Consider the following 26,478-nt stretch of genomic DNA (forward strand, 5'->3'; position numbering starts at 1 on the left):
GCCGGCGAGTATAACGTAATCAAGCTGGTGCGGCAGCCCGCCTGGCGGCTTTAGGCCCCCGCGGTGGCGGTTTTTTTTACTCGATCCCCACCTGATTGCGACCATTGTGCTTGGCCAGATACAGGCCTTTGTCGGCGGCCGAGATCAATTGCCGGCAACTGGTGCTCGGCTGCGGCGTCATGGTGGACAGACCGATGCTGATGGTCAGGCTCGCCCCTTCGGTCGGCGCGATATGCGGAATCTTCAGCGCGGCCACGGTCTGGCGCAGTTTCTCGGCCACCAGCCGCGCCCCGCCGGGCGAGGTGTTCGGCAGCACCAGGGCAAACTCCTCCCCGCCATAACGCGCCGGCAGATCCGACGGTCGGCTGCTGGCTTCGCGGATCGCCGTCGCCACCTTGCGCAGGGCTTCATCGCCTTCCAGATGACCGAAGTTGTCGTTGTAGGACTTGAAATAATCAACATCGATCATCAGCAGCGACAACTGGGTCTGGTCGCGCATCGCCCGGCGCCATTCCAGCTCCAGGTACTCGTCGAAATGCCGGCGATTGGACAGGCCGGTCAGGCCATCGGAGTTCATCAGGCGCTGCAGCACCAGGTTGGTATCGAGCAGCTGCTGCTGGCTGACCCGCAGCGCGCGATAGGCCGCGTCTCGCTGCAACAGGGTCATGTAGGAACGCGAGTGGTAACGGATGCGCGCCACCAGTTCGATATTGTCCGGCAGCTTGACCAGGTAATCGTTGGCCCCGGCGGCGAAGGCCGCACTCTTGATCAGCGGGTCTTCCTTGGTCGAAAGCACGATGATCGGAATGTTCTGGGTCGCCGGGTGGTTGCGGTACTCGCGCACCAGCGTCAGCCCGTCCAGGCCCGGCATCACCAGGTCCTGCAGGATCACCGTCGGCTTGATGCGGATCGCCTGGGCAATGGCCTGGTGCGGGTCGGCACAAAAGTGGAAGTCGATGTTTTCTTCATTCGCCAACCCACGCCGCACAGCCTCACCGATCATTGCCTGGTCGTCGACCAGCAGCACCATCGCAGCATTTTCATCGGTCTTAAAATCGTCGAGCTGTAAATCATTCATGGGTTGTCACCTGAGTTGCTACCTGGCCAGGACAGCTGCGTTTGTCGGTCATTTGGCAAATATCTCCAGCAATCGTGGAGCGATCTTGTCCAGTGGGCGAATCTCTACGGCAGCGTCGATGGCAGCGGCCGCCTTGGGCATGCCATACACCGCACTACTCTCCTGGTCCTGAGCGATGGTCAGATAACCCTGGTCGCGCATCAGTTTCAGGCCCTGGGCGCCATCGCGGCCCATGCCGGTCAGCAGTACGCCGACCGCATCGCCATTCCAGTAACTGGCGACACTTTCAAAAAACACATCGATCGATGGCCGATAGATCTCGTTTACCGGCTCGGCGGTGTAGGCCAGGGTGCCGTTCTTCAACAGCCGGATATGGTGGTTGGTCCCGGCCAGCAGTACCGTACCGCTCTGCGGTGGCTCGCCTTCGCGGGCCAGGCGTACCTTGAGCCTGGAGGCGCTGCTCAGCCATTCGGCCATGCCCGCGGCAAACACCTGGTCGACGTGCTGCACCAGCACGATGGCGGCCGGAAAATGGGCCGGCAGCCCCTTGAGCAATACTTCCAGCGCCGCCGGGCCACCGGCGGACGAGCCGATCGCCACCAGGCCCTGGCGTTGCGCCATGGTGCGCATCGGCACCGGTGCCGAACGCACGTGGCTGCCGCGCTGCTGGCCGATCAGCCAGCCGATATTGAGGATCTTGCGCAGTAAAGGCGCCGCCGCTTCCTGCGCATTGCCGGCCCCCAGGGCCGGTGTATCGACCACGTCCAGCGCGCCATGTCCCATGGCCTCGAACACCCGATGCACGTTCTGCTGGCGATCCACCGTGACGATCACGATGGCGCAAGGGGTTTCAGCCATGATCCGGCGGGTCGCCTCCACGCCGTCCATCACCGGCATGATCAGGTCCATCAGGATCAGGTCGGGCGTCAGCTGGGCGCAGTACTCGACCGCCTCGGCGCCATTGGTCGCGACCCACACCACTTCGTGCGCGGGTTCGAAGGCCAGGGCCCGGCGCAGGGCCTCCACGGCCATGGGCATGTCATTGACGATCGCGATTTTCATGCCCGCGCTCCTCCAATCAGCTCCACCACCGCATCCAGCAGGGCGTCATCATGGAAACTGGCTTTGGCTAGATAATAGTCGGCCCCGGCATCCAGTCCACGGCGCCGGTCCTCTTCGCGATCCTTGTAGGAAACCACCATCACCGGCAACGACTGCAGGCGATTGTCACGGCGCAGGAGTGTGACCAATTCAATCCCATCCATTCGGGGCATATCGATGTCGGTGATCAGCAGGTCGAAGTCTTCCGAACGCAAGGCGTTCCAGCCATCCATGCCGTCGACGGCGACCGCTACGTCATAACCACGGTTGAGCAAAAGCTTGCGTTGCAGCTCACGCACGGTGAGCGAGTCGTCGACCACCAGGATGCGCTTGCGCGCCGTCTCGGCCTGATGGCGGTTGTGCCGGGCGATGCGTTCCAGGCGGCCGGTATTGAGCAGTTTGTCCACCGACCGCAGCATGTCCTCGACGTCGACGATCAGCACCACGGAGCCGTCATCGAGCAAGGCTCCGGCGGAAATGTCCTGGACCTTGCCCAGGCGGTCGTCCAGTGGCAGCACCACCAGGGTCCGCTCGCCGATGAAACGCTCGACCGCCACGCCATAGACCGCGTCGCGCTCGCGAATCACCACGACCTTGAGCGTGGATTCGTTGTTCTGCCCCGCCGGGCGTTGCAGCAACTGGCTGGCCGCGACCAGGCCGACGTGGCGGCCTTCGTGCCAGAAATGCTGGCGCCCTTCCAGCTGGACAATATCGTCGGGCTCCAGATCGCACATGCGTTCGATATGCGCCAGCGGGAAGGCATAGGCCTCTTCGCCGACCTCCACTACCAGGCTGCGCACCACCGACAGAGTCAGCGGCACTTCGAGGTGGAAACGACTGCCCTGCCCCGCCACCTGCTCCAACTGCACCGCGCCGCGCAACTGGCGCACCATGTGCTGTACCGCGTCCAGGCCGACACCGCGCCCGGAGACCTCGGTGACCTTGTCCCGCAGGCTGAAGCCCGGCAGGAACAGGAAGGTCAGCAGCTCTTCTTCGCTCAGCTGGGCAGCGGTCTCGGCGGGGGACAACTGGCGCTCGACGATGCTCTGGCGCACCCGTTCCAGGTCGACACCATTACCGTCATCGCTCAGCTCCAGCACCAGCAGCCCGGCCTGGTGGGAAGCGCGCAGGCGAATCAGGCCCTCGGCCGGCTTGCCCGCCAGCAGCCGCTGTTCGGGCGTTTCGATGCCGTGATCGACCGCGTTGCGCAGCAGGTGGGTCAGCGGCGCTTCGAGTTTTTCCAGCACGTCGCGATCGACCTGGGTCTTCTCGCCCTCGACCTCCAGGCGAACCTGTTTGCCCAGGCTACGCCCCAGGTCGCGAACCATCCGCACCTGGCCCACCAGCACATCGGCGAACGGCCGCATGCGACAGGCCAGCGCGGTGTCGTAGAGCACCTGGGCGCGCTGGCTGGCCTGCCAGCCGAATTCATCCAGCTCGGCGGTTTTCTCCGTCAGCACCTGCTGGGACTCCGCCAGCAGGCGTCGCGCATCTTCCAGGGCTTCGAGGGCCTCCGGGCCCAGCACCTGCTCCTTGAGATGCCCATTGAGATTTTCCAAAGCACGCAGGCCGTTGCTCTGCAGGCGCTTGAGGCGCTGCAGGGCCGCCAGGTACGGCTTCAGACGCTGGGTTTCCACCAGCGACTTGCTCGACAGGTCGAGCAGGCTGTTCAGGCGTTCGGCCGTGACCCGCAACACCCGTTCGCCCCCCTCGGCGAGCTTCTTGCCCTTGTGCGTAATCGCCGCGGCTGTCTCTTGCAGCGTTTCCTGCAATACCTCCTGCGGCATCTCGAACGGCGGGACCTGTGGTTCGGGTTCGACCCGTGGGGCTTGTAGGTGCAGCTCGGCCATAGGCGGCAGGTTCGGCTCGATCCGAGGCAGGACAACGCCCGCAGACGCCGCGCCCGGCGAGCCGACCAACTGCTCCATGAGCGCCACGTAGGCGGCAATGTCCTGCTCACTGACCTGGTTGCCCGGCGTGGCGATGCGCATCAGGAAATCGGTGCCCTGCAGCAGCGCATCGATATGTTCGGGACGCAGGTACAGCCGCCCTTCCTGGGCGCTGACCAGGCAATCTTCCATCACATGGGCCACGCTGACCCCGGCGTCGACCCCGACGATCCGCGCCGCGCCCTTGAGCGAGTGGGCGGCGCGCATGCAGGCTTCCAGTTGGTCGGCCTGGGTCGGATTGCGCTCCAGCGCCAGCAGGCCGGCACTGAGCACCTGGGTCTGGGCTTCGGCTTCCAGGCTGAAGAGTTCGAGCAGCGAGGCGTCGCGCATTTGATCGGGGGTCATGTCAGGCTCCGGGTCACGGCGGACAGCAACTGCTCTTCATCCAGCCAACGCAGGCTGCGGCCCTTCCATTGCAGGACGCCACGGGTGTACTTGGCACTGGCCTGCTGGCCGGAAACCGCGGCGGCGTCCAGGGTGCGCTCGTCGATGGCGTGGATGCCCTCCACCTCGTCTACCGGCACCACCACCGGGCCGCCCTGGGCGGCGATGATCAACATCCGCGGAATCACCCGCGCCCCCGACACGACCGTGCTGGTGGTATCCAGCCCCAGCAGCTCCACCAACGACAGGCAGGCCACCAGAGCGCCACGCACATTCGCCACGCCCAGCAAGGCCCGCGAGCGCTGGTGCGGCAAGGAATGGATCGGCTGCAGCGGCGCCACTTCCACCAGGCAACGGGTGGCAATACCCAGCCATTCCTCGCCCAGGCGGAATATCAATAACGAACGGGTGACGATATCCGTGTCGGCCTCGACCGTTTGCTCATGGCGCTCCTGCTGCAACGCATAGCGGTCGAGCAGGCGGGTGGCCGCGGCGGAATACACCGAGCAATTGCGGCAATGCACATGCCCGGCCAGCAACGGGCAACTCTTGTCACCGTGGATACCGATACGGTTCCAGCAATCGTCGATGGCCTGCGCATCTTCGTGGGTCACGTTCAACGAAACAGAGCCGCTCATGATTTACGCTCACTGTCTGCTGCACGGCCGCTGCGGGCCGCACGCTCCTGCAATCGACGGGCACCGGCGACGTCGCCCTGGGAGGCCAGCAAGGCGGCCAGGTGCGCCAGCGCTTCGGCGTGCTGCGGGTCCAGGTACAGGGCCTTGCGATAGAAGCCCTGGGCTTCCAGGGCGCTGCCCGCCACGTCGCTGAGCAGCCCCAGCCAATAGAACACCTGCGCCACCGGCTCGTGAGTGTCCAGGTAATGCTCGCAAGCCACCCGGGCCTCGGCGCTTTTGCCTTCGTTGGCCAGGGTCGCGATGCTCGCCAGCAACGTCGTGGCATCGCTGGCCGGCCTGGTCGGCGCAGGGCGCTGGCTCGCCACCGCACTGGAAAACGGCCGGCTGCGCACGGGCGGCGCGATGCCGCGCACCGGCTGGCGCGCCGGCAATGCGCTCGGTACGAAGGCCGGTGCCGGCATGGGCTCGGGTTCGTTATGCCGGCTGAAGGCAAAGGACTGGGCAATGCCGATCGAGCGCATGCCCAGGCGGCCCAGCAGGCTGCCTTCGGCCGGGCCGATGAACAGCACGCCGTCGACATGCGTCAGGCGCTTGAGCACTTCGAACACCTGGCGCTGGGTCGGCTGATCGAAATAGATCAGCAGGTTGCGACAGAAGACAAAATCGTAGGGCGGCTCATTGGCCAGCAAGGTCGGGTCCAGCAGGTTGCCGACCTGCAGGCGCACCTGCTCGCGCACCCGCTCGCTGAGGCTGTAGCGCTCATCTTCGACGGTGAAATGCCGTTCGCGAAAATCGCTGTGCTGGCCGCGAAAGGAGTTCTTGCCATACACCGCCTGCCTGGCCCGCTCGACCGACAGCGGGCTGACATCGAACCCTTCGACCTTGAATTGATGAGGGGCCAGCCCGGCATCGAACAGGGCCATGGCAATCGAGTACGGCTCCTCGCCGGTGGAACACGGCAGGCTGAGGATGCGCAAGGCGCGCATGCCCTTGAGTTCGGCAAGCCGCGAGCGTGCGAGTTTGGCCAGGGCCGCAAAGGATTCCGGGTAACGGAAGAACCAGGTTTCCGGAACGATCACCGCTTCGATCAGGGCCTGCTGTTCATCCCGCGAGCCTTGCAGGGTCTGCCAGTAATGGTCGGCGCTGGGCGCCTGCTGGGCGATGCTGCGCTGGCGCACCGCGCGCTCGATGATCGCCGGGCCCACCGAGGCCACATCGAGGCCGATGCGCTCCTTGAGAAAATCGAAAAATCGCTGGTCGCTGCTCATGACGACTCCCCGAGCAACGCCGGATCCAGCGGCGGCGAGGGAAACAGCAGCGCACGCACCTCGGCATCCAGCAGATCGTCGACACGCACCCATTGCAGCAGGCCCTGGGTGTCTTCGTAGACCGGGCCCAGGTACGGCGCATTGCGGTTATCCAGGCCGTAGGCCTTGAAGTCCTGCGGGTTGCAACGCAGGGTGTCAGTGGCCTGCTCGAGGATCAGCCCCAGCAACTGCGCGGGCTGCGCCGCCTGCGGGCGGTAATGCACCAGCACCAGGCGGGTGCTGGTGCGCTCCTGCGCCGGCTGGCCAAAGGTCAGGGCACTCAGGTCAAGCACCGGCACCACCGCGCCACGATGGGCGAAGACCCCGGCCACCCAGGACGGCGCCCGGGGAATCGGCTTGAGTTGCAGGCGCGGCAATACCTCGACCACCTCGATGGCCTGCAAGGCGTAGCGTTCGGTACCGATGCGGAACACCAGGAACAGCGTGTCTTTCGTCGCCGTCCCTGCGCCGTCTTTCGCTGCGAGCTCGTTCATCAGACTTTGAAACGCGAGACGCCGCTGCGCAGCCCCACCGCCACCTGGCTCAGTTCATCGATGGCGAAACTGGCCTGGCGCAGCGACTCGACGGTCTGGCTGCTGGCATCGCCCAGTTGCACCAGGGCGTGGTTGATCTGCTCGGCACCAGTGGCCTGGGCCTGCATGCCCTCGTTGACCATCAACACCCGCGGCGCCAGGGCCTGGACCTGGTGGATGATCTGCGACAGCTGCTCGCCGACCTGCTGCACCTCGGCCATGCCGCGGCGCACTTCTTCGGAGAACTTGTCCATGCCCATGACCCCGGCCGATACCGCCGACTGGATCTCCCGGACCATTTGCTCGATATCGTAGGTGGCGACCGCGGTCTGGTCCGCCAGGCGCCGCACTTCAGTGGCCACCACGGAAAAGCCGCGCCCGTACTCGCCGGCTTTCTCGGCTTCGATCGCGGCGTTGAGCGACAGCAGGTTGGTCTGGTCGGCGACCTTGACGATGGTCACCACCACCTGGTTGATGTTGCCGGCCTTCTCATTGAGGATCGCCAGCTTGGCGTTGACCAGGTCGGCCGCGCCCATCACCGAATGCATGGTTTCTTCCATGCGCGCCAGGCCTTGCTGGCCGGAACCGGCCAGCACCGATGCCTGGTCGGCGGCGGTGGAGACTTCGGTCATGGTGCGCACCAGATCGCGAGAGGTGGCCGCGATTTCCCGGGAGGTCGCACCGATTTCGGTGGTGGTCGCCGCGGTTTCGGTAGCGGTCGCCTGTTGCTGCTTGGAGGTGGCGGCGATCTCGGTGACCGAGGTGGTGACCTGGACCGAGGAGCGCTGCGCCTGGGACACCAGGGAGTTGAGCTCGGTCATCATGTCGTTGAAGCCGGTTTCCACGGCGCCGAATTCGTCCTTGCGCTCCAGGTTCAGGCGGCTGGTCAGATCGCCCGTGCGCATGACGTCGAGGATCTTCACGATACGGTTCATCGGCGCCATGATCGCGCGCATCAGCAACAGGCCGCACAGGCCCGCCGCCAGCACCGCCACCAGCAGGGAAACGCCCATGGTGACTTTGGCCGCGGCCACCGCATCGTCGATCTGCGAGGCGGCCGAATCGGCGACCCCCTTGTTCTCGTCGATGATGTCGTTGAGTTTCAGCCGACCGGAGATCCAGGTGGGCGTCAACTGGTCATGGAACACGCGGACAGCCTCGGCTTCCTGATTACGCCGATGCAGATCCAGGACCATGGCCTGGATCTTGAGATACTCCTGATGGTGTTTTTCAAACTCTTCGAACTCCTGCAGGTCGCTACCACCGCGAAGCGTGTCCTTGTAGCTGGCCATGTATTTCTGCAGGCGTTGCTCGAAGCTCTTGAAATCGGCCTCATCCTTGGCACTGACGCCCTTGCCTTCGTTCAGGCCGATGATTTCCTGGGTATGCAGGAAACTGTCGACCCACGAACCGCGAATCATCGAACTGAAATAGACCCCGGGAATGGCATCGGAGCGCATGCGGTCTTCGCCGGCCTCGATCTTCAACAAACGGGAGTACGAGGCTATGACCATCAGCAGCATGATGGTGATAATCACCGCAAAGCTCGCCAAAATGCGTTGGCGCAACGTCCAGTTCTTCACAGTCAGTCCTCGGGGCCATTCAAATGGTGGGGAGTATAGCCGAGGGCGTGCCATCATTTATCAGCGTATTGCGCACCACGTCTCACTCAGAGCGAAAGGCAGGGTCCGCTCTGGAGGGCTACTTTCCGCCAGATGACTCGAGTGCCGCCAGTGATGATCCGGCATAAGCAGAGGGTATTTCAGCCATCGAAGAGGGCGTGCGAAGCTTTCTCCAGCGCACGCCCGATTGGCGTCAAAGATTGGCCTGGCGCACCTGTTTTTCCAGTTCGAGTTTCAACCCCGGCTCCAGCTTGAGTTGACGCGCCAGCTCATCCAGATAGGCCTTTTCCATGAAGTTTTCCTCGTCCACCAGCATCACGCTGGCGACGTACATTTCGGCGGCCATTTCCGGGGTGCCGGCAGCACGCGCCACATCCGCCGGGTCCAAGGGTTTGTTGAGTTCAGCGTGCAGCCAGTGTTGCAGTTCCTGATCGTTGTCCAGCCGGGTGAACTCACCTTCGATCAGGGCGCGCTCGCGCTCGTCGATATGGCCATCGGCCTTGGCCGCGGCCACCAGCGCCTTGAGGATCGCCTGGCTGTGCTGTTCGACCTGCTGCGCAGGCAAGCGGTCGAGGGTCTGCGGCTCGCTTTGCGGCGCGCCGGCCTGCTGCGCCTGCCAGTTGCCGTAGGCCTTGTAGGCGATCACGCCCAGCGCCGCCAGGCCGCCATAGGTCAGCGCCTTGCCGCCGAATTTACGGGCTTTTTTATTGCCCAGCAACAGGCCCATGGCGCCGGCCGCCAACGCCCCGCCGCCAGCGCCGGACAACAGGCTGCCGAGCCCGCCGGAACCGCCACCGAGCAAGCCGCCCAGCGCGCCCTTGTCGGCAGCGGATGCCTTGTTCTGCTGCCCCCCGGCCTTGTTCTGCAACAGGTCCTGGCCAGACTTGAGCAATTGATCGAGCAATCCACGGGTGTTCATCCAAACCTCCAGCAACTTGAGTTGATCGAATCAATAAGGCCACCAGCCTAGATTGAAGTGCCCCGATCCTGGGCTCGAGTGTGCTTCCAGATGTTGCTTCGCCAGGCTCGCTCGTATGCCTGGGCAGCCCTTCGATTAAAAAGATATACACTCGAAAAAATCGATAAAACCGCCCGACCGGTGATTGCCCATGATGACTTTGCGCCAGATCCGTCACTTCATCGCCGTGGCCGAGACCGGCTCGATCTCGTCCGCCGCCCAGGCGGTGTTCATTTCCCAGTCGACCCTGACCCTGGCGATCCAGCAGCTCGAACAGGAAATCGGCGTCAGCCTGTTCAACCGCCATGCCAAGGGCATGACCCTGACTCACCAGGGCCATCAGTTCCTGCGCCAGGCGCACCTGATCCTGGCCACGGTCGACAACGCCAAGCGCAGCCTGCAGCAGAGCACCGACCAGGTGGCCGGCCAGTTGATCGTCGGCGTGACCAGCCTGGTCGCCGGTTACTACCTGGCAGACTTGCTCACGCGTTTCCAGCGTGCCTACCCCAATGTGGAAATCCGTGTAATGGAGGATGAGCGCCCTTACATCGAGCACTTGCTGGTCAGCGGCGAGATCGACGTCGGGGTGTTGATCCTCTCCAATCTCGAGGACCGCCACGCCCTGCAGACCGAAGTGCTGACCCACTCCCCCCACCGCCTGTGGCTGCCCGCCCAGCACCCGCTACTGGAACACGACAGCATCAGCCTGGCGGATGTCGCTCGCGAGCCGCTGATCCAGCTCAACGTCGATGAAATGGACCGCAATGCCCAGCGCCTGTGGTCCGGCGCCGGCCTGCAACCGCGCATCACTTTACGCACCGCCTCCACCGAAGCGGTGCGCAGCCTGGTGGCGGCCGGGCTTGGGGTATCGATCCAGCCGGACATGACCTATCGCCCCTGGTCGCTGGAGGGCGACATCATCGAGGCCCGGCCCATCGCCGACCTCAGCCAGACCCTCGATGTCGGCCTGGCCTGGCGCCGGGGCACCGCGCGCCCGGCGCTGGTCGACCCGTTCCTGACCGTGGCTCGTGAACAGCCCCACGGCGGGCGCAAGCCATCTATTTAATCGAACGCTGCATTCAGTATTTGGTATTTGTCGAGCACCGGCCCCGCCACTAGTCTCTGATCATCCGTCCAGAGAGGGCCGGGCCTCCGTCACTGGAGAGCACCATGGCCATACGAGAAAAGAGAACCCGGAAAATGGCTGGCGCGCAGACTCCGTTGTCCACCGCTTTGTTGATCGATGGCGAATTGGTCGCCGGCCAGGGGCTTGTCGAACCTATCCTCAACCCGGCCACCGGCGAAGTGCTGACCCGGATCGCCGAGGCCAGCAGCGAACAGGTGGAAGGCGCGATCCTCGCCGCCCACCGCGCCTTTACCCACTGGTCGCGCACCACGCCCCAGCAACGCTCGAACATCCTCCTGGCGATTGCCGATGCCGTGGAAAAGCAGGCCGACCACCTGGCCCGCCTGGAATCGCTGAACTGCGGCAAGCCGCTGCACCTGGCGCGCCAGGACGATCTGGGCGCCACCGTCGACGTGTTCCGTTTTTTTGCCGGCGCCGTGCGCTGCCAGACCGGCCAGCTCGCCGGCGAGTACCTGCCGGGCTACACCAGCATGGTGCGGCGCGACCCTATCGGCGTGGTGGCGTCCATCGCGCCGTGGAACTACCCGATCATGATGGCCGCCTGGAAGATCGCCCCGGCCCTGGCCGCCGGCAATACCCTGGTGTTCAAGCCGTCGGAGCATACCCCGCTGTCGATCCTGGCCCTGGCGCCGACCCTGGCCGAACTGCTGCCGCGCGGCGTGCTGAACATTGTCTGCGGCGGTGGCGAAGGCGTCGGCAGCCACCTGGTCAGCCACCCCAAAGTGCGCATGGTGTCGCTGACCGGCGATATCGTCACCGGGCAGAAGATCCTCCAGGCCGCCTCGAAAACCCTGAAGCGCACGCACCTGGAACTGGGCGGCAAGGCCCCGGTGATCGTCTGCAACGACGCCGACCTGCAGGCCGTGGTCGAGGGCGTGCGCAACTACGGCTATTACAACGCCGGGCAGGACTGCACCGCGGCCTGCCGGATCTATGCCCAGGGCGGGATCCATGACCGTCTGGTGGCCGAACTGGGCGCCGCCGTGAGCAGCCTGCGGTTCGCCGGCAAGCGCGATGCCGACAACGAGATCGGCCCACTGATCAGCACTCGCCAGCGCGACCGCGTGGCCAGCTTCGTCGAGCGCGCCCTGGGCCAGCCGCATATCGAACGGGTGACCGGCGCGGCGGTGCATTCGGGCGCCGGCTTCTATTACCAGCCGACCCTGCTGGCCGGCTGCCGACAGCAGGATGAAATCGTCCAGCGCGAAGTGTTCGGCCCGGTGGTCACCGTCACCCGTTTCGACGAGCTGGCGCAGGCGGTGGACTGGGCCAACGACTCGGAATACGGCCTGGCCTCGTCGGTCTGGACCCAGAACCTGGACAAGGCCATGCAGGTGGCAGCACGCCTGCAATACGGCTGCACCTGGATCAACAGCCATTTCATGCTGGCCAGCGAAATGCCCCACGGCGGCTTGAAGCGCTCCGGCTACGGCAAAGACCTGTCCAGCGATTCGCTGCAGGACTACAGCGTGGTGCGCCACATCATGGCCCGCCACGGCAATGACCTGGAATAACGGCACTAAGCTGATAACAAGCCCTTAGGGCGCGCTTCACCACGTTCACAACTGCCCCGACCATAATTTGAAGAAGAGGGTTTCCCCATGTTCGTGCACAAGACCGCACTGCTCAGTGCAATCACCACCGCCCTGCTGGCCAGCGCCAGCCTCCAGGCCGCCGAACCGCTCAAGGCCGTCGGTGCCGGCGAAGGCCAGCTGGATATCGTGGCCTGGCCCGGCTACATCGAACGTGGCGAGAGCGACAAGAACTACGACTGGGTCACCGGCTTCGAGAAGGAGACAGGTTGCAAGGTCAACGTCAAGACCGCGGGCACCTCCGACGAGATGGTCAGCCTGATGGCCAAGGGCGGCTACGACCTGGTCACCGCGTCCGGCGACGCCTCCCTGCGGCTGATCGTCGGCAAGCGCGTGCAGCCAATCAACACCGCGCTGATTCCCAACTGGAAAAACCTCGACCCACGCCTCAAGGACGCGCCCTGGTACGTGGTCGACAAGCAGACCTACGGCACGCCCTACCAGTGGGGCCCGAACGTGCTGATGTACAACACCACCGTCTTCAAGCAGGCACCGACCAGCTGGAGCGTGCTGTTCGCCGCGCAGAACCTGCCGGACGGCAAGCCCAACAAGGGCCGCGTGCAGGCCTATGACGGGCCGATCTACATCGCCGATGCCGCGCTGTACCTCAAGAGCGCGAAACCGGAACTGGGGATCCAGAACCCCTACGAACTGACCGAAGCCCAGTACAAGGCGGTGCTCGACCTGCTGCGCGCCCAGCAGCCGCTGATCCACCGCTACTGGCACGACACCACGGTACAGATGAGCGACTTCAAGAACGAAGGCGTGGTCGCCGCCAGCTCCTGGCCGTATCAGGTCAACGGCCTGATCAACGAGAAACAGCCAATCGCCTCGACCATTCCCAAGGAAGGGGCCACCGGCTGGGCCGACACCACCATGCTGCACAGCGAGGCCAAGCACCCCAACTGTGCCTACAAGTGGATGGACTGGTCGCTCACGCCGAAGGTCCAGGGCGACGTCGCCGCCTGGTTCGGCTCGCTGCCAGCCGTGCCGGCGGCCTGCCAGGAAAGCCAACTGCTGGGCGCCGAGGGCTGCAAGACCAACGGCTTCGACCAGTTCGACAAGATCGCCTTCTGGAAAACCCCGCAGGCCGAGGGCGGCAAGTTCGTGCCGTACAGCCGCTGGACCCAGGATTACATCGCAATCATGGGCGGCAGGTGAGTTCCCTGTAGTCGCTGCCGCAGGCTGCGCAAGGTCCGCAGGACCTTCTGCCCCCTCAAGATCGCCGCGCCCCTGCGGGGCGATCGCAGCCTGCGGCAGCGGCTACAGGTTCCTGCGTCGGGCCGGCTCCAGCAGGAGCGGCCTACGCCGCCAGACCTGATCCCGCTTATTTCGACAGCGCGCTTTCCCGGAGCACCGCACCATGACGCTTGCAGTCCAGTTCACCAACGTTTCCCGGCAGTTCGGCGAGGTGAAGGCCGTCGACCGGGTGTCCATCGAGATCCAGGACGGCGAGTTCTTTTCCATGCTCGGCCCTTCCGGTTCGGGCAAGACCACCTGCCTGCGCCTGATCGCCGGTTTCGAACAGCCGAGCGCCGGCTCGATCCACATCCACGGGGCCGAAGCCACCGGGTTGCCGCCCTACCAGCGCGACGTCAATACCGTGTTCCAGGATTACGCGCTGTTTCCCCATATGAACGTGCGCGACAACGTGGCCTACGGCCTGAAAGTCAAAGGCGTCGCCAAGACCGAACGCTTCAAGCGCGCCGAAGAAGCCCTGGCCATGGTCGCCCTGCAAGGCTACGGCGAACGCAAGCCGGTGCAGCTGTCCGGCGGCCAGCGCCAGCGCGTGGCCCTGGCCCGGGCGCTGGTCAATCGGCCACGAGTCCTGCTGCTGGACGAGCCCCTGGGAGCGCTGGACCTGAAGCTGCGCGAACAGATGCAGGGCGAACTGAAGAAGCTGCAGCGCCAGCTCGGCATCACCTTCATTTTCGTCACCCACGACCAGACCGAAGCCCTGTCGATGTCCGACCGCGTGGCGGTGTTCAACAAGGGCCGAATCGAGCAGGTCGATAGCCCGCGCAACCTGTACATGAAGCCGGCCACCAGCTTCGTCGCCGAGTTCGTCGGCACCTCCAACGTGATTCGCGGCGAACTGGCCGAACGCCTGAGCGGCAGCCAGCGGCCCTTCTCGATCCGCCCGGAACATGTGCGTTTCGCCGAAGGCCCGCTGCCCAGCCACGAGATCGAAGTCAGCGGCCTGCTGCACGATATCCAGTACCAGGGCAGCGCCACCCGCTACGAGCTGCAACTGGACAATGGCCAGACCCTCAGTATCAGCCGGGCCAACGACCAATGGCTGGACAGCGGCGCCCAGCACCAGACCGGGCAACGCCTCAGCGCGCGCTGGGCCCGCGAGGCGATGATCCCGCTGGCCGATACCCTGGCGAGCGGGGTGTGACATGAGCACCCTGGCGATCACTTCCCAAAGCCCCGGCGGCTCGCCGCTGCGGCGCTTTTCCAACCTGCTGTACCGGCGGCCGAATTTGTACCTGGCGCTGCTGCTGGTGCCGCCGCTGCTCTGGTTCGGCGCGATTTACCTGGGCTCCTTGCTGATCCTGCTCTGGCAGGGCTTCTACACCTTCGACGACTTCACCATGGCGGTCACCCCGGACCTGACCCTGGCCAATTTCGCCGCGCTGTTCCAGCCGTCGAACTTCGACATCATCCTGCGCACCCTGAGCATGGCCATCGCCGTCTCGCTCGCCAGCGCCGTGGTCGCCTTCCCCATCGCCTACTACATGGCGCGCTACACCAGCGGCAAGACCAAGGCGTTCTTCTACATCGCGGTGATGCTGCCGATGTGGGCCAGCTACATCGTCAAGGCTTACGCCTGGACCCTGCTGCTGGCCAAGGGCGGCGTGGCCCAGTGGTTCGTCCAGCACCTAGGGCTGGAGCCGCTGTTGCAGTTCATCCTGGGGATTCCCGGGGTCGGCGGCAGCACCCTGTCGACCTCGCACCTGGGGCGCTTCATGGTGTTCGTCTACATCTGGCTGCCGTTCATGATCCTGCCGATCCAGGCCTCCCTGGAACGCCTGCCGCCGTCCTTGCTGCAAGCCTCCGCCGACCTCGGCGCCAAGCCGCGCCAGACCTTCATGCAGGTGATCCTGCCGCTGTCGGTGCCGGGCATCGCCGCCGGCTCGATCTTCACCTTCTCCCTGACCCTGGGCGATTTCATCGTGCCGCAGCTGGTGGGCCCGCCCGGCTACTTCGTCGGCAGCATGGTCTACGCCCAGCAAGGGGCGATCGGCAACATGCCGATGGCCGCCGCCTTCACCCTGGTGCCGATCGTGCTGATCGCCATTTACCTGTCCATCGTCAAACGCCTGGGGGCCTTCGATGCGCTCTGACTCAGCCAAGCATGGAGAACCAGCCTCGCTGGGCCTGCGCCTTGCCGCGTGGGGCGGGCTGCTGTTCCTGCATTTCCCGATCCTGATCATCTTCCTCTACGCCTTCAATACCGAAGACGCAGCCTTCAGCTTTCCGCCCCAGGGCTTCACCCTGAAATGGTTCGGCGTGGCCTTCGCCCGCCCCGACGTGCTCGAAGCCATCAAGCTGTCGTTGCAGATCGCCGCCATCGCCACCCTGATCGCCATGGTCCTCGGCACCCTGGCCTCGGCGGCGCTGTATCGGCGGGACTTCTTCGGCAAACAGGGCATTTCACTGATGCTGATCCTGCCCATCGCCCTGCCGGGGATCATCACCGGCATCGCCCTGCTGGCGACCTTCAAGACATTGGGGATCGAGCCGGGGATGTTCACCATCATCGTCGGCCACGCGACCTTCTGCGTGGTGATTGTCTACAACAACGTGATCGCCCGCCTGCGCCGCACCTCCCACAGCCTGATCGAAGCCTCGATGGACCTGGGTGCCGACGGCTGGCAGACCTTCCGCTACATCATCCTGCCGAACCTCGGCTCGGCGTTGCTGGCCGGCGGCATGCTGGCGTTCGCCCTGTCGTTCGACGAAATCATCGTCACCACCTTCACCGCCGGCCATGAACGCACCCTGCCGCTGTGGCTGCTCAACCAGCTCAGCCGGCCGCGGGACGTACCGGTGACCAACGTCGTCGCCATGCTGGTGATGCTGGTGACCATGCTGCCGATCCTCGGCGCCTATTACCTGACCCGCGGCGGCGAAAGCGTGGCGGGCAGTGGCGGCAAATAACCCTGTAGCCGCTGCCGCAGGGTCGTGGCGCCCTCCGGTTCGCTGAAGGCCTTCGGCCTTATCGCAGCCTGCGGCAACGGCTACAGATCGCAGAACATCCAACAGATATTTCAGGAGAACAGCCATGCAAACCAAACTCTTGATCAACGGCCAACTAGTCAGCGGCGAAGGCCCTGCCCAGGCGGTATTCAACCCCGCGCTGGGCAAGGTGCTGGTGGAAATCAACGAGGCCAGCGAAGCCCAGGTCGATGCCGCGGTGCGCGCCGCCGACAGCGCTTTCGAAAGCTGGTCGCAAACCGTGCCGAAAGAACGCTCGCTGCTGTTGCTCAAGCTGGCCGACAGCATCGAAGCCCACGGCGAGGAACTGGCCCGGCTGGAGTCGGACAACTGCGGCAAGCCGCTGAGCGCGGCCTTGAACGACGAGATCCCGGCGATTGCCGATGTGTTCCGCTTCTTCGCCGGCGCCAGCCGTTGCCTCAGCGGTTCGGCCGGTGGCGAATACCTGCCAGGGCACACCTCGATGATCCGTCGCGACCCGGTGGGGGTGATCGCCTCCATCGCGCCGTGGAACTACCCGCTGATGATGGTTGCCTGGAAAATCGCCCCGGCCCTGGCCGCCGGCAATACCGTGGTGCTCAAGCCCTCGGAGCAGACCCCGCTGACCGCCCTGCGCCTGGCCGAACTGGCCGCGGCGATCTTTCCCGCCGGCGTGCTCAACCTGGTTTTCGGCCGTGGCGCCACCGTGGGCCAGCCGTTGGTGACCCATCCGAAGGTGCGCATGGTGTCGCTCACCGGCTCCATCGCCACCGGCTCGCATATCATTTCCAGCACCGCCGACAGCGTCAAACGCCTGCACATGGAACTGGGCGGCAAGGCACCGGTGATCATCTTCGACGACGCCGACATCGACGCCGCCGTGGAGGGCATCCGCACCTTCGGTTTCTACAACGCCGGCCAGGATTGCACCGCTGCCTGCCGCATCTATGCGCAAGAGGGCATCTATGAGCGCTTCGTCGAGAAGCTCGGCGCGGCGGTCGCCAGCATCAAGTACGGTCTGCAGGGCGACCCGGACACCGAACTGGGCCCACTGATCAGCGCCCAGCACCGCGACCGCGTGGCCGGGTTCGTCGAGCGCGCCATCGCCCAGCCGCATATCCGCCTGGTCACTGGCGGCAAGACGGTGGACGGCAACGGCTTCTTCTTTGAACCGACGGTGCTGGCCGACGCCCAGCAGGACGACGAAATCGTCCGCCGCGAAGTGTTCGGGCCAGTGGTCTCGGTCACCCGCTTCACCGACGAGGCCCAGGTCCTGGGCTGGGCCAACGACTCGGACTACGGCCTGGCCTCCTCGGTGTGGACCGCCGATGTCGGCCGCGCCCACCGCCTCTCGGCGCGCCTGCAATATGGCTGCACCTGGGTCAACACCCACTTCATGCTGGTCAGCGAAATGCCCCACGGCGGGCAGAAGCTCTCCGGCTACGGCAAGGACATGTCCCTGTACGGGCTGGAGGACTACACCGTCGTGCGCCATGTGATGTTCAAGCACTGACCCCGGGCAGCACGCCCTGCTAGAAACAGTTGCCGTCGGTTTCCTGGCAAAACTCGTAGGGCGTGTTGCTGATGAACCAGTCGAGCCAATGGTGTTGCCAATCCGGCCACTGAATGATGTAGGTCTTGGTGGCCTTGATGAACTCCAGGCCAAAGATGCTGATGCTGTTGTCGTCCTCATACATCCGCAGGTCCAGCGTCCAGTCCCGGATCAAGGGCGTGCGGTAGACCCGATCCGGGTCCTCAAGGTCGATGATCTGCAGATAGCCCTTGCCGCCGAAAGGCACCAGCAGCCCCCCGGCCGAGGCATGCTGCAACAGGTAACGACCGGAGGGGCTGGTCGTCGAATAGGGCTCGCGTTCGAGCACTGTGTAGAGCGCACTGGCGAACACCAGTACACAGGCTCCCAGCAGGCCCCCCACGACCGCCAGGGTCTTCCTGTACTTCATCGCGCGCACGCCGAAAAACCGCAATTCATTTGCCCGATCTCCTTGAAAGGCAGCTATTGAACGAGGTCTGGCCAAGCCGATCAAGTTGCGGCACCATCCGCCGCCACAAAGCGCCTGGCTTCCCCGCCCGCGGCGCGGAAACTTTTCCGGCAGCCAGGATGCGCCCATGCCCTCGCGAATCGTCAGCCTGATGCTGCAAGTGGCCGTCTGGTTGGTGCTGCCGTTCGCCGCCCTGCAACTGGGCCTGGTATTGACCCGCGCCGGCGCCGCGCCCTTTGTCTCGGCGGTGGCGGTTCCCACCGGGGTCCTGTCCCTGGTGCTGATCCAGATCACCCTGGTGTATGCCGCCGCCAAAGGCTGGCACGCCTGCGGCATGCCGGCCCACTATCGCTGGCTGGGCCTGTGGCTGGGTTGCGTGCTGGTGCTGTATGCCGTGCCGCAGTTCATACCATCGGCGGGGAGCGGCCCATGAATCACAACGGATTCACTCGGGATGAGTGGCTCCGCCTGCTCACGGCCCTCTTCGCCCACTCGCTGGCGGTACTGGCCTTTCTCCTGGCCAATCGCTACGGCATTGCGCTCGATAACAGCCCGTAAGCCCGTTTCGAAACCCGCCCCCGCCTACTCCAGACCACGCGCCAATACCTCGATCAGATGGTCCATCACCCGCCGCACGGCCGCTGAGCGACGGACATCGGCATGCACCGAAAGCCATAGCTCGCGAGCATCGCCAGCACGCAGTGGCGCTACCCGGACCAACCCGGAGTCGGGGCTGGCGACAAAACAGGGCAACAACGCGACCCCAACGGCGGCCCGCGCAGCCGCCTGCTGGGTGTTGACGTCATTGCTACGCAGAACGATCGGGCGCCGGGCAGCGAAATCCACCAACCAACGGTGCTGCGGGATATGTTCCAGCGACTCGGCAAAGCCAATGAATCCCCAGTCGGCCGGCGGCGCCGAGGCATAGGCAGGACTGGCATAAAACCCGAACTGGACCTGACCGACCCGACGCACGACGCGCCCCGCTTCATCGGGGCGTACGTAGCCGATGGCGATGTCTGCCTCTCCGCGCTCCAGCGAAGCGACACTGGAGGTCGTATCCAGCACGATTTTCAGATCCGGATGGGCGGCACGCAGCGCCGGCAGGCTGGGTACCAGCAACATGCTGGCCAGCAATGCCAGGGTGCTGACACTGACCGTACCGGACAGCCCCACGGCACCTCGGGCATAACGATCAACCTCGTCGACCAGCCTCTCCATAGGCTGAGCAATGGCCGCCAACGCTACCCCGGCTTCGGTCAAACGCGACGAACGTGGCAAGCGCTCAAGCAGTTTGAGTCCCAGGCTCGCTTCAAGACTGGACACCCGTCGCCCTACCGTTGCGTGATCGACGCGCAAGGCATTCGCGGCGGCAGTCAGGGAACCCAGCCGAGCAACGACGATGAAGTGATGTAGATCCTGCCAATCGGTCATATGTGCATATTCGCAGCCTTGGTGTGCGCAAGCACGCGTTTTTTTCCTTGATAGCGCCATCGTATCGTGACGTCTACCGCGGCTACATCGGCCAGCGATTGCTGAAGGAGAAACACTTCGATGATTCTGTTTTATGCCCCTGGAGCCAGTTCGCTCGCTCCGCATATTCTGCTTCAGGTCAGCGGGCTCGGCTTTACCCTGGAAAAGGTCGACCTCACGAACAAGCGCTGGGCAGGTGGTGACTTCAACCTGATCAATCCCAAATCCTACGTACCGGTGCTGCAACTGGAGAACGGCCAGCGACTGACCGAGTGCAGCGTCATCCTGCAGTACATTGCCGATACCGTGCCTGAACAGGCGCTGCTGCCAGCCGTCGGCAGCTTCGCTCGCTACGAAGCCCTGCAATGGCTGAGCTTCCTGGCCATGGAGGTACAGAAAAACTTCATCACCCCGGAACGTCACGGCGGCGTCAGCGCCAACTTCCTGGCCCGCACCGAGGCCGGCCAACAACAGACCCGGGAGCGGGTGAGCCCGCGGCTGGCGTTCATCGATCAACACCTCGCTGGCCGGGAACATGTGCTGGGCGACGGTTTTTCAGCACTGGACGCCTATCTGTTCACCCTGCTGACCTGGGCTCGGCGGCTGGCCATCGACCTCGGACAATGGCGCCAGCTGGATCGCTACTTTGCCAGCCTCAAGGCCCACCCCGCGATCCACCAGGTGCTTGAAACGGAAGGTCCACCACATGCCTTGCGTCCTGCCGAGTGATTATTTCTGCGGATGAGACTTGCCAAATGCGGGCCGGAACCCTCCTCGCCTGGCCGGCCTGGCGCAAAACCCGCTGAAGATCAGGCCAGCCTGAGGTACAGATGAATATCCTCGGGCTCCAGGCGATACAGCTCTGGATCGGGGGCCGCCAACAGCTCGCAGCCCAGGCGGCGGTAGAAATCCACGGTGTTACGTGATGGCGTGGCCGAGACATACAGCCCCTCGCCGCCCATGCGCCGTGCCTGCTCGGCGGCCAGGCCGAACAACCGTTGGCCCAGGCCGCGCCCGCGATACGCCTGGCTGACATGCAGGAACTTCAGCTGCCGCAACCGCAGGCCGGCGTTGTGGATCACCAGGCAATCGACCACCGCCGCGGCCACCAGCCGGTGTTCGTCGAACACCCCATACAGCCAGCCACCGCGCTGTTCACACACCTGCAAGACCCGCGCGTCATGCTCGGCTTCGCCGGGCGGCCAGCCGGTCACCACCTCGCGCAGGGGATAACCCAGCAGTTGCCCGTCTTGCAGGCGGTAGAACGCCTCGATCAGCTCTGCACGGTCAATCAGTTTGAACAGCGGGATGTCTTGCGAGGTCAAAAGGCGTTCATTGAGCATGTGGGTTTCCTGAAGCCGTCCGTGGTTTTACGTATCGGTAGCCGGGCATTTTTTGCCTCGAGCGAACCGATTATTCTATCCGCCCGCTGTTAAAAGTCCGTTGTGTTTGGCCGAAGGCATGACCGAACCTCCATTTCCGATCCAGCGCAGCCAGGAAGGGCTCGGGATCTCCTGACAAGGTTCACTTATGCATCGCAGGCATCTTCTGAAAGCATCCATGGCGCTGGCCGCCTACACCGGCCTGTCGGCCACGGGTCTGCTGGCCTCCCGGGCCTGGGCGGGCGCCGCCGACGGCGAGGCGCAGGCCTTCGATTTCGAGATTCTCAAGGCCCGGGCCAAGCAGTTGGCCGGCAAGCCCTACGTGGACACCAAGCAGGTGCTGCCGCCGACCCTGGCGACCATGACCCCGCAGAACTTCAACGCGATCCGGTACGACGGCAACCACTCGCTGTGGAAGGAGCTGAACGGCCAGCTGGACGTGCAGTTCTTCCACGTCGGCATGGGCTTCAAGCAGCCGGTGCGCATGCACAGCGTCGACGCCAAGACCCGGCAGGCGCGGGAAGTGCATTTCCGCCCGTCGCTGTTCAACTACCAGAACACCAGCGTCGACACCGCGCAGCTCAAGGGCGACCTGGGTTTTGCCGGCTTCAAGCTGTTCAAGGCCCCGGAGCTGGACAGGCACGATGTGGTGTCCTTCCTCGGCGCCAGCTATTTCCGCGCGGTGGACAAGACCGGCCAGTACGGCCTCTCGGCCCGTGGCCTGGCAATCGACACCTACGCCAAGAAGCGCGAAGAATTCCCCGACTTCACCCAGTTCTGGTTCGAGACCCCGGACAAGGACAGCACCCGTTTCGTGGTCTATGCCCTGCTCGATTCGCCCAGCGCCACCGGCGCCTACCGCTTCGACATCGACTGCCAGGCCGAGCGCGTGGTGATGGACGTCGATGCGCACGTCAACGCCCGCACCGCCATCGAACAGCTGGGCATCGCGCCGATGACCAGCATGTTCAGCTGCGGCACCCATGAGCGACGCATGTGCGACACCATCCATCCGCAGATCCACGACTCGGACCGCCTGGCCATGTGGCGCGGCAACGGCGAGTGGATCTGCCGTCCGCTGAACAACCCGGCGACCCTGCAGTTCAATGCCTTCGCCGACAAGGACCCGAAGGGTTTCGGCCTGGTGCAGACCGACCACGAGTTCGCCAACTACCAGGACACCGTGGACTGGTACAGCCGGCGCCCGAGCCTGTGGGTCGAGCCGACCACCGCCTGGGGCGAAGGCTCGGTCGACCTGCTGGAGATCCCCACCACCGGCGAGACCCTGGACAATATCGTGGCCTTCTGGACCCCGAAGACACCGCTGGCCGCCGGGGACTCGCTGAACTACGGCTACAAGCTGTACTGGAGCGCCCTGCCACCGGTGGGCACGCCGCTGGCGCGGGTCAACGCCACCCGTTCGGGCATGGGCGGCTTCGTCGAGGGCTGGGCGCCGGGCGAGCATTATCCGCCGGTCTGGGCCCGGCGCTTCGCCGTGGACTTCAACGGCGGCGGGCTGGAGCGGCTGCCGGAGGGCACCGGCATCGAGCCGGTGGTCACCGCGTCGAATGGTCAGGTCAAGGATTTCCACGTGCTGAAGCTGGACGAGATCCAGGGTTATCGCGTGCTCTTCGACTGGTACCCGACCAACGACAGCGTCGACCCGGTGGAACTGCGGCTGTTCATCCGCAGCAACGATCGCACCCTGAGCGAAACCTGGCTGTACCAGTACTTCCCGCCGGCGCCGGACAAGCGCAAGTACAGCTGATGCAGCACCATCTGTAGCCGCTGCCGTAGGCTGCGATGGGCCGCGCAGCGGACCCAGGCTCTTCAGTCGATCCGCGTCGCCTGATTTGCGACCGGTTCCCGGTCGATCGCAGCCTGCGGCAGCGGCTACAGCTCGCGGTTGCACGCCACGGCACAAAAAAACCGGCCCTCACAGGCCGGTTTTTTTATGCCTCCGCGCAGCTCACTCGCGCAGATCCGACTCGTGAATCGGTTGGTCGCGATGGGTCGCGCGCTGGTACTGCGCCGGCCAGATCGCCTTGTGCCCGCTCAGGTCGTCATCGGCATGCAGCGGCCAGTACGGGTCGCGCAGCAGCTCGCGGGCGAGGAAGATGATGTCGGCCTGACAGGTGCGCAGAATATGCTCGGCCTGGGCCGGCTCGGTGATCATGCCCACGGTGCCGGTGGCGATCCCCGACTCCTTGCGCACCCGTTCGGCGAAGCGGGTCTGGTAGCCCGGGCCGGTGGGGATTTCGGCATTGACCGCGGTGCCGCCCGACGAGACATCGATCAGGTCCACCCCCAATGCTTTCAGGCGGCAGGCCAGCTCGACGGTTTCGTCCGGATTCCAGCCGTCCTCCACCCAGTCGGTGGCCGACACCCGGACGAACAGCGGCAACTCTTCCGGCCAGACCGCCCGCACCGCCTCACACACCTGCAGGACCAGGCGAATGCGGTTATCGAAGGAGCCACCGTACTGGTCGCGGCGCTGATTGCTCAGGGGCGAGAGGAATTGATGCAGCAGGTAGCCATGGGCGGCATGCACTTCGACCACCTTGAAACCGGCGACCAGGGCGCGTTTGGCCGAATCGACGAAGGCCTGGACGATCGCGGCGATCTGCCCTTCGTCGAGCTGGGTCGGCGGCGTGTGTTGCGGGTCGAAGGCAATCGGCGAAGGGCCAACCGGGACCCAGCCGCCCTCCTCGGGCTTGACGCTGCCATGCTTGCCCAGCCATGGCCGATGGGTGCTGGCCTTGCGTCCGGCGTGGGCCAGCTGGATACCGGCGACCGCGCCCTGGGCGGTGATGAACCGGGTGATGCGTTGCAAGGGTGCGATCTGTTCGTCGCTCCACAGGCCGAGGTCCTGGGCGGTGATGCGCCCGTCGGCGGTGACCGCCGTGGCCTCGGTGAAAATCAGTCCGGCGCCGCCCACGGCACGACTGCCGAGGTGCACCAGGTGCCAGTCATTGGCCAGTCCATCTACGCTGGAGTACTGGCACATGGGCGATACCGCGATGCGGTTGAGTAAGGTCAATTGACGAAGGGTATAGGGCTCAAGCAGCAGACTCATGGGGCACCTCTCGATCAGTGGTCAGGCTCCAGGGTTCTGTTTGAAAAGTCGACGAGTGACTGGAAAGGAACAGCGCCCGCCCCCGCGGGAGAAAAAGGACAAAACGTCACAAGGCCAATCAAGCAGTGTTTAGAGCCTAGTCGACAACGGCGCGACCAGCAGGGTTCCGACACATTTTGCCGAGGAAGGTAACGGTGGCCTGGCGTTTTTTCGCGAGCACGCTCGCTCCTGCAGAAGCAACACAATCCCTGTAGGAGCGAGCTTGCTCGCGATAGCGTCAGCAGTCTTAACGCGGTTCGATATGGGCGATCATCAGCTGCACCGTTTCCTGGCCGCGGAACTCGTTGAGGTCCAGCTTGTAGGCCAGCTCCACCCAGCGGATGGTCGGGTTCGGCCAGATATCGCGGTCGATGCCAAAGGCAATGCCATCGAGTTTCACCGAACCGCATTCGCTGCGCAGCACCACCTTGAGGTGGCGCTCGCCGACGACCCGCTGCTCCACCAGTTGGAACACGCCATGGAACAACGGCTCGGGAAAGTGCTGGCCCCAGGGCCCGGCATGGCGCAGGGCGCGGGCCAGTTCGAGGTGGAACTCTTCCACCGCCAGGGTGCCATCCGACAGCAGGCGCCCGGTCAGGTCTTCCTCGCGCAGCTGGCGGCGCACCTCGGTATCGAAGGCCTCGGCGAAGGCCGGGAAATTCTGCTCCGGCAGCGACAGGCCGGCGGCCATGGCGTGACCGCCGAACTTGCTGATCAGGTCCGGATGTTTGGCCGCCACCGCGTCCAGGGCATCGCGGATATGAAAGCCCGGCACCGAACGCGCCGACCCCTTGAGCATGCCTTCGCCGGCGTCGGCAAAAGCGATGGTCGGCCGGTGGTAACGCTCCTTCAGCCGCGAAGCGAGAATCCCGATCACTCCCTGGTGCCAGTCGGGCTCGAACAGGCACAGGCCGAACGGCATCGATTCCACCGGCAAGTCCTTGAGCTGGGCCAGGGCTTCGCGCTGCATGCCCTGCTCGATGGATTTGCGGTCCTGGTTCAACTCATCCAGCTGGCTGGCCATTTCCCGCGCCAGGGCCATGTCATGGCTGAGCAGGCATTCGATGCCCAGGCTCATATCGTCCAGGCGACCGGCGGCATTCAACCGTGGGCCAAGGATGAAGCCCAGGTCGGTGGAGGTGATGCGCGACGCCTCGCGCTTGGCCACTTCGAGGATCGCCTTGATCCCCGGCCGCGCGCGCCCGGCGCGAATCCGCTCCAGCCCCTGGTGCACCAGGATGCGGTTGTTGGCGTCCAGCGGCACCACGTCGGCGACACTGCCGAGCGCCACCAGATCCAGCAGCTCGCCGATGTTCGGCTGTGGCTTGGCTTCGTACCAGCCAAGGCTACGCAGGCGGGCCCGCAGCGCCATCAGCACATAGAAGATCACCCCGACCCCGGCCAGCGCCTTGCTGGGGAACTCGCAGCCGGGCTGGTTCGGGTTGACGATGGCATCGGCCGCCGGCAACTCGTGGCCCGGCAAGTGGTGGTCGGTGACCAGCACTTTCAACCCGGCCGCCTTGGCCGCCGCCACGCCCTCGACACTGGAAATGCCGTTGTCCACGGTGATCAGCAGCTGGGGCTTGCGCTCCAGGGCCACCGCGACGATTTCCGGAGTCAGGCCGTAGCCGTATTCGAAACGGTTCGGCACCAGGTAATCGACATGGGCCGCGCCCAGCAGGCGCAGGCCGAGCATGCCCACGGTACTGGCGGTGGCGCCGTCGGCGTCGAAGTCGCCGACGATCAGGATGCGTTCGCGCTGCTCCAACGCCGTCACCAGCAGGTCCACCGCCGCCTCGATGCCCTTGAGCTGCTGGAACGGGATCAGCCGCGCCAGGCTCTTGTCCAGCTCGGCCTCGGACTGCACGCCACGGGCGGCGTACAGGCGGGTCAGCAACGGCGGCAGATCACCGAGAAACGGCAGGGTGGCGGGCAACTCACGAGGTTCGATACGCATGGGGTGACAGAAGCTTCTCTTCGATACAGGGGATACGGC

24 protein-coding genes are annotated in these 26,478 nt (G+C 64.7%); 11 read left to right on the top strand and 13 right to left on the bottom strand.

All coding sequences use genetic code 11. The features are described from left to right. Positions 1-76 precede the first annotated feature (76 nt). The 8 genes from CRO75_RS16685 to CRO75_RS16720 all read right to left on the bottom strand — a co-directional run bounded on the left by CRO75_RS16685 (position 77) and on the right by CRO75_RS16720 (position 9,531). Positions 77-1,078, bottom strand: a complete 1,002-nt coding sequence (locus CRO75_RS16685; RefSeq protein ID WP_007927977.1) for a PleD family two-component system response regulator — start codon at positions 1,076-1,078, stop codon at positions 77-79. Positions 1,079-1,126: 48 nt separating this feature from the next. Further along, positions 1,127-2,140, bottom strand: a complete 1,014-nt coding sequence (locus CRO75_RS16690) for a chemotaxis response regulator protein-glutamate methylesterase (protein ID WP_087091359.1) — start codon at positions 2,138-2,140, stop codon at positions 1,127-1,129. Beyond that, positions 2,137-4,473 (bottom strand): hybrid sensor histidine kinase/response regulator, encoded by a 2,337-nt coding sequence (locus tag CRO75_RS16695; protein ID WP_097136880.1) that lies wholly within the window; start codon positions 4,471-4,473, stop codon positions 2,137-2,139. Before CRO75_RS16695 ends, CRO75_RS16690 begins: the two co-directional genes overlap by 4 nt. Next, the gene (locus CRO75_RS16700) at positions 4,470-5,150 is read right to left on the bottom strand and encodes a chemotaxis protein CheW (RefSeq protein WP_097136881.1); all 681 of its coding nucleotides are present in this window, start codon (positions 5,148-5,150) and stop codon (positions 4,470-4,472) included. The genes CRO75_RS16695 and CRO75_RS16700 overlap by 4 nt, the downstream gene beginning before the upstream one ends. Next, positions 5,147-6,418: a protein-glutamate O-methyltransferase CheR gene (locus CRO75_RS16705; RefSeq protein ID WP_097136884.1), complete on the bottom strand. Its 1,272-nt coding sequence runs from the start codon at positions 6,416-6,418 to the stop codon at positions 5,147-5,149. The genes CRO75_RS16700 and CRO75_RS16705 overlap by 4 nt, the downstream gene beginning before the upstream one ends. Then, the gene (locus tag CRO75_RS16710) at positions 6,415-6,951 is read right to left on the bottom strand and encodes a chemotaxis protein CheW (RefSeq protein WP_097136887.1); all 537 of its coding nucleotides are present in this window, start codon (positions 6,949-6,951) and stop codon (positions 6,415-6,417) included. The genes CRO75_RS16705 and CRO75_RS16710 overlap by 4 nt, the downstream gene beginning before the upstream one ends. Then, on the bottom strand, positions 6,951-8,573 hold the full coding sequence (locus tag CRO75_RS16715) for a methyl-accepting chemotaxis protein (protein WP_097136889.1): 1,623 nt from the start codon (positions 8,571-8,573) through the stop codon (positions 6,951-6,953). The genes CRO75_RS16710 and CRO75_RS16715 overlap by 1 nt, the downstream gene beginning before the upstream one ends. 232 nt (positions 8,574-8,805) lie before the next feature. After that, complete coding sequence (locus CRO75_RS16720; protein WP_097136891.1) at positions 8,806-9,531, bottom strand: tellurite resistance TerB family protein; 726 nt, start codon at positions 9,529-9,531, stop codon at positions 8,806-8,808. A gap of 190 nt (positions 9,532-9,721) precedes the next feature. Here CRO75_RS16720 and CRO75_RS16725 point away from each other — a divergent pair, with 190 nt between their 5' ends. The 7 genes from CRO75_RS16725 (at position 9,722) to CRO75_RS16755 (ending at position 18,025) form a co-directional block, all read left to right on the top strand. Next, on the top strand, positions 9,722-10,636 hold the full coding sequence (locus tag CRO75_RS16725) for a LysR family transcriptional regulator (protein ID WP_097136893.1): 915 nt from the start codon (positions 9,722-9,724) through the stop codon (positions 10,634-10,636). Between the two features lie 104 nt (positions 10,637-10,740). Next, entirely contained in the window at positions 10,741-12,231 is a 1,491-nt protein-coding gene (locus CRO75_RS16730) for a gamma-aminobutyraldehyde dehydrogenase (protein ID WP_097136895.1), read from the top strand. Between the two features lie 87 nt (positions 12,232-12,318). Then, positions 12,319-13,470 carry a putative ABC transporter substrate-binding protein YdcS gene (ydcS, locus tag CRO75_RS16735; RefSeq protein WP_097136897.1) on the top strand — a complete coding sequence of 384 codons (1,152 nt, stop codon included), beginning with the start codon at positions 12,319-12,321 and terminating at the stop codon, positions 13,468-13,470. A gap of 202 nt (positions 13,471-13,672) precedes the next feature. Then, positions 13,673-14,710, top strand: a complete 1,038-nt coding sequence (locus tag CRO75_RS16740) for an ABC transporter ATP-binding protein (protein WP_097136899.1) — start codon at positions 13,673-13,675, stop codon at positions 14,708-14,710. Between the two features lies 1 nt (position 14,711). After that, entirely contained in the window at positions 14,712-15,659 is a 948-nt protein-coding gene (locus CRO75_RS16745; protein ID WP_009042342.1) for an ABC transporter permease, read from the top strand. Next, positions 15,649-16,476, top strand: coding sequence for an ABC transporter permease (locus CRO75_RS16750; protein ID WP_097136901.1), 828 nt, complete (start codon positions 15,649-15,651; stop codon positions 16,474-16,476). Before CRO75_RS16745 ends, CRO75_RS16750 begins: the two co-directional genes overlap by 11 nt. A 124-nt stretch (positions 16,477-16,600) precedes the next feature. Continuing rightward, positions 16,601-18,025 carry a gamma-aminobutyraldehyde dehydrogenase gene (locus tag CRO75_RS16755; RefSeq protein WP_097136902.1) on the top strand — a complete coding sequence of 475 codons (1,425 nt, stop codon included), beginning with the start codon at positions 16,601-16,603 and terminating at the stop codon, positions 18,023-18,025. 19 nt (positions 18,026-18,044) lie between these two features. Here the strand turns inward: CRO75_RS16755 and CRO75_RS16760 are convergent, their stop codons facing one another. Then, positions 18,045-18,473, bottom strand: coding sequence for a hypothetical protein (locus tag CRO75_RS16760; protein ID WP_239990595.1), 429 nt, complete (start codon positions 18,471-18,473; stop codon positions 18,045-18,047). A 166-nt stretch (positions 18,474-18,639) separates the two neighbouring features. Here CRO75_RS16760 and CRO75_RS16765 point away from each other — a divergent pair, with 166 nt between their 5' ends. After that, on the top strand, positions 18,640-18,945 hold the full coding sequence (locus CRO75_RS16765; RefSeq protein WP_097136905.1) for a hypothetical protein: 306 nt from the start codon (positions 18,640-18,642) through the stop codon (positions 18,943-18,945). Further along, positions 18,942-19,070, top strand: coding sequence for a hypothetical protein (locus CRO75_RS33540; protein WP_256596229.1), 129 nt, complete (start codon positions 18,942-18,944; stop codon positions 19,068-19,070). Before CRO75_RS16765 ends, CRO75_RS33540 begins: the two co-directional genes overlap by 4 nt. 24 nt (positions 19,071-19,094) lie before the next feature. On the opposite strand, the gene CRO75_RS16770 is transcribed toward CRO75_RS33540, so the two are convergent. Then, the gene (locus CRO75_RS16770; protein ID WP_097136908.1) at positions 19,095-19,946 is read right to left on the bottom strand and encodes a LysR family transcriptional regulator; all 852 of its coding nucleotides are present in this window, start codon (positions 19,944-19,946) and stop codon (positions 19,095-19,097) included. A 120-nt stretch (positions 19,947-20,066) separates the two neighbouring features. Here CRO75_RS16770 and CRO75_RS16775 point away from each other — a divergent pair, with 120 nt between their 5' ends. Next, positions 20,067-20,714 carry a glutathione S-transferase C-terminal domain-containing protein gene (locus CRO75_RS16775; RefSeq protein WP_009042336.1) on the top strand — a complete coding sequence of 216 codons (648 nt, stop codon included), beginning with the start codon at positions 20,067-20,069 and terminating at the stop codon, positions 20,712-20,714. Positions 20,715-20,794: 80 nt separating this feature from the next. On the opposite strand, the gene CRO75_RS16780 is transcribed toward CRO75_RS16775, so the two are convergent. Then, positions 20,795-21,328: a GNAT family N-acetyltransferase gene (locus tag CRO75_RS16780; protein WP_097136910.1), complete on the bottom strand. Its 534-nt coding sequence runs from the start codon at positions 21,326-21,328 to the stop codon at positions 20,795-20,797. Positions 21,329-21,515: 187 nt separating this feature from the next. On the opposite strand from CRO75_RS16780, the gene CRO75_RS16785 reads away from it, so the two are divergent. Next, positions 21,516-23,135 (top strand): glucan biosynthesis protein D, encoded by a 1,620-nt coding sequence (locus CRO75_RS16785; RefSeq protein ID WP_009042334.1) that lies wholly within the window; start codon positions 21,516-21,518, stop codon positions 23,133-23,135. A gap of 201 nt (positions 23,136-23,336) precedes the next feature. Here the strand turns inward: CRO75_RS16785 and CRO75_RS16790 are convergent, their stop codons facing one another. Both CRO75_RS16790 and recJ read right to left on the bottom strand, forming a co-directional pair. Further along, on the bottom strand, positions 23,337-24,443 hold the full coding sequence (locus CRO75_RS16790; RefSeq protein ID WP_092417902.1) for an NADH:flavin oxidoreductase/NADH oxidase: 1,107 nt from the start codon (positions 24,441-24,443) through the stop codon (positions 23,337-23,339). 286 nt (positions 24,444-24,729) lie between these two features. Further along, the gene (recJ, locus tag CRO75_RS16795) at positions 24,730-26,439 is read right to left on the bottom strand and encodes a single-stranded-DNA-specific exonuclease RecJ (RefSeq protein ID WP_009042332.1); all 1,710 of its coding nucleotides are present in this window, start codon (positions 26,437-26,439) and stop codon (positions 24,730-24,732) included. Positions 26,440-26,478 lie beyond the last annotated feature (39 nt).

The organism is Pseudomonas sp. LAMO17WK12:I10, assembly GCF_900215185.1.
In the GTDB taxonomy this organism is placed as follows: domain Bacteria; phylum Pseudomonadota; class Gammaproteobacteria; order Pseudomonadales; family Pseudomonadaceae; genus Aquipseudomonas; species Aquipseudomonas chlororaphis.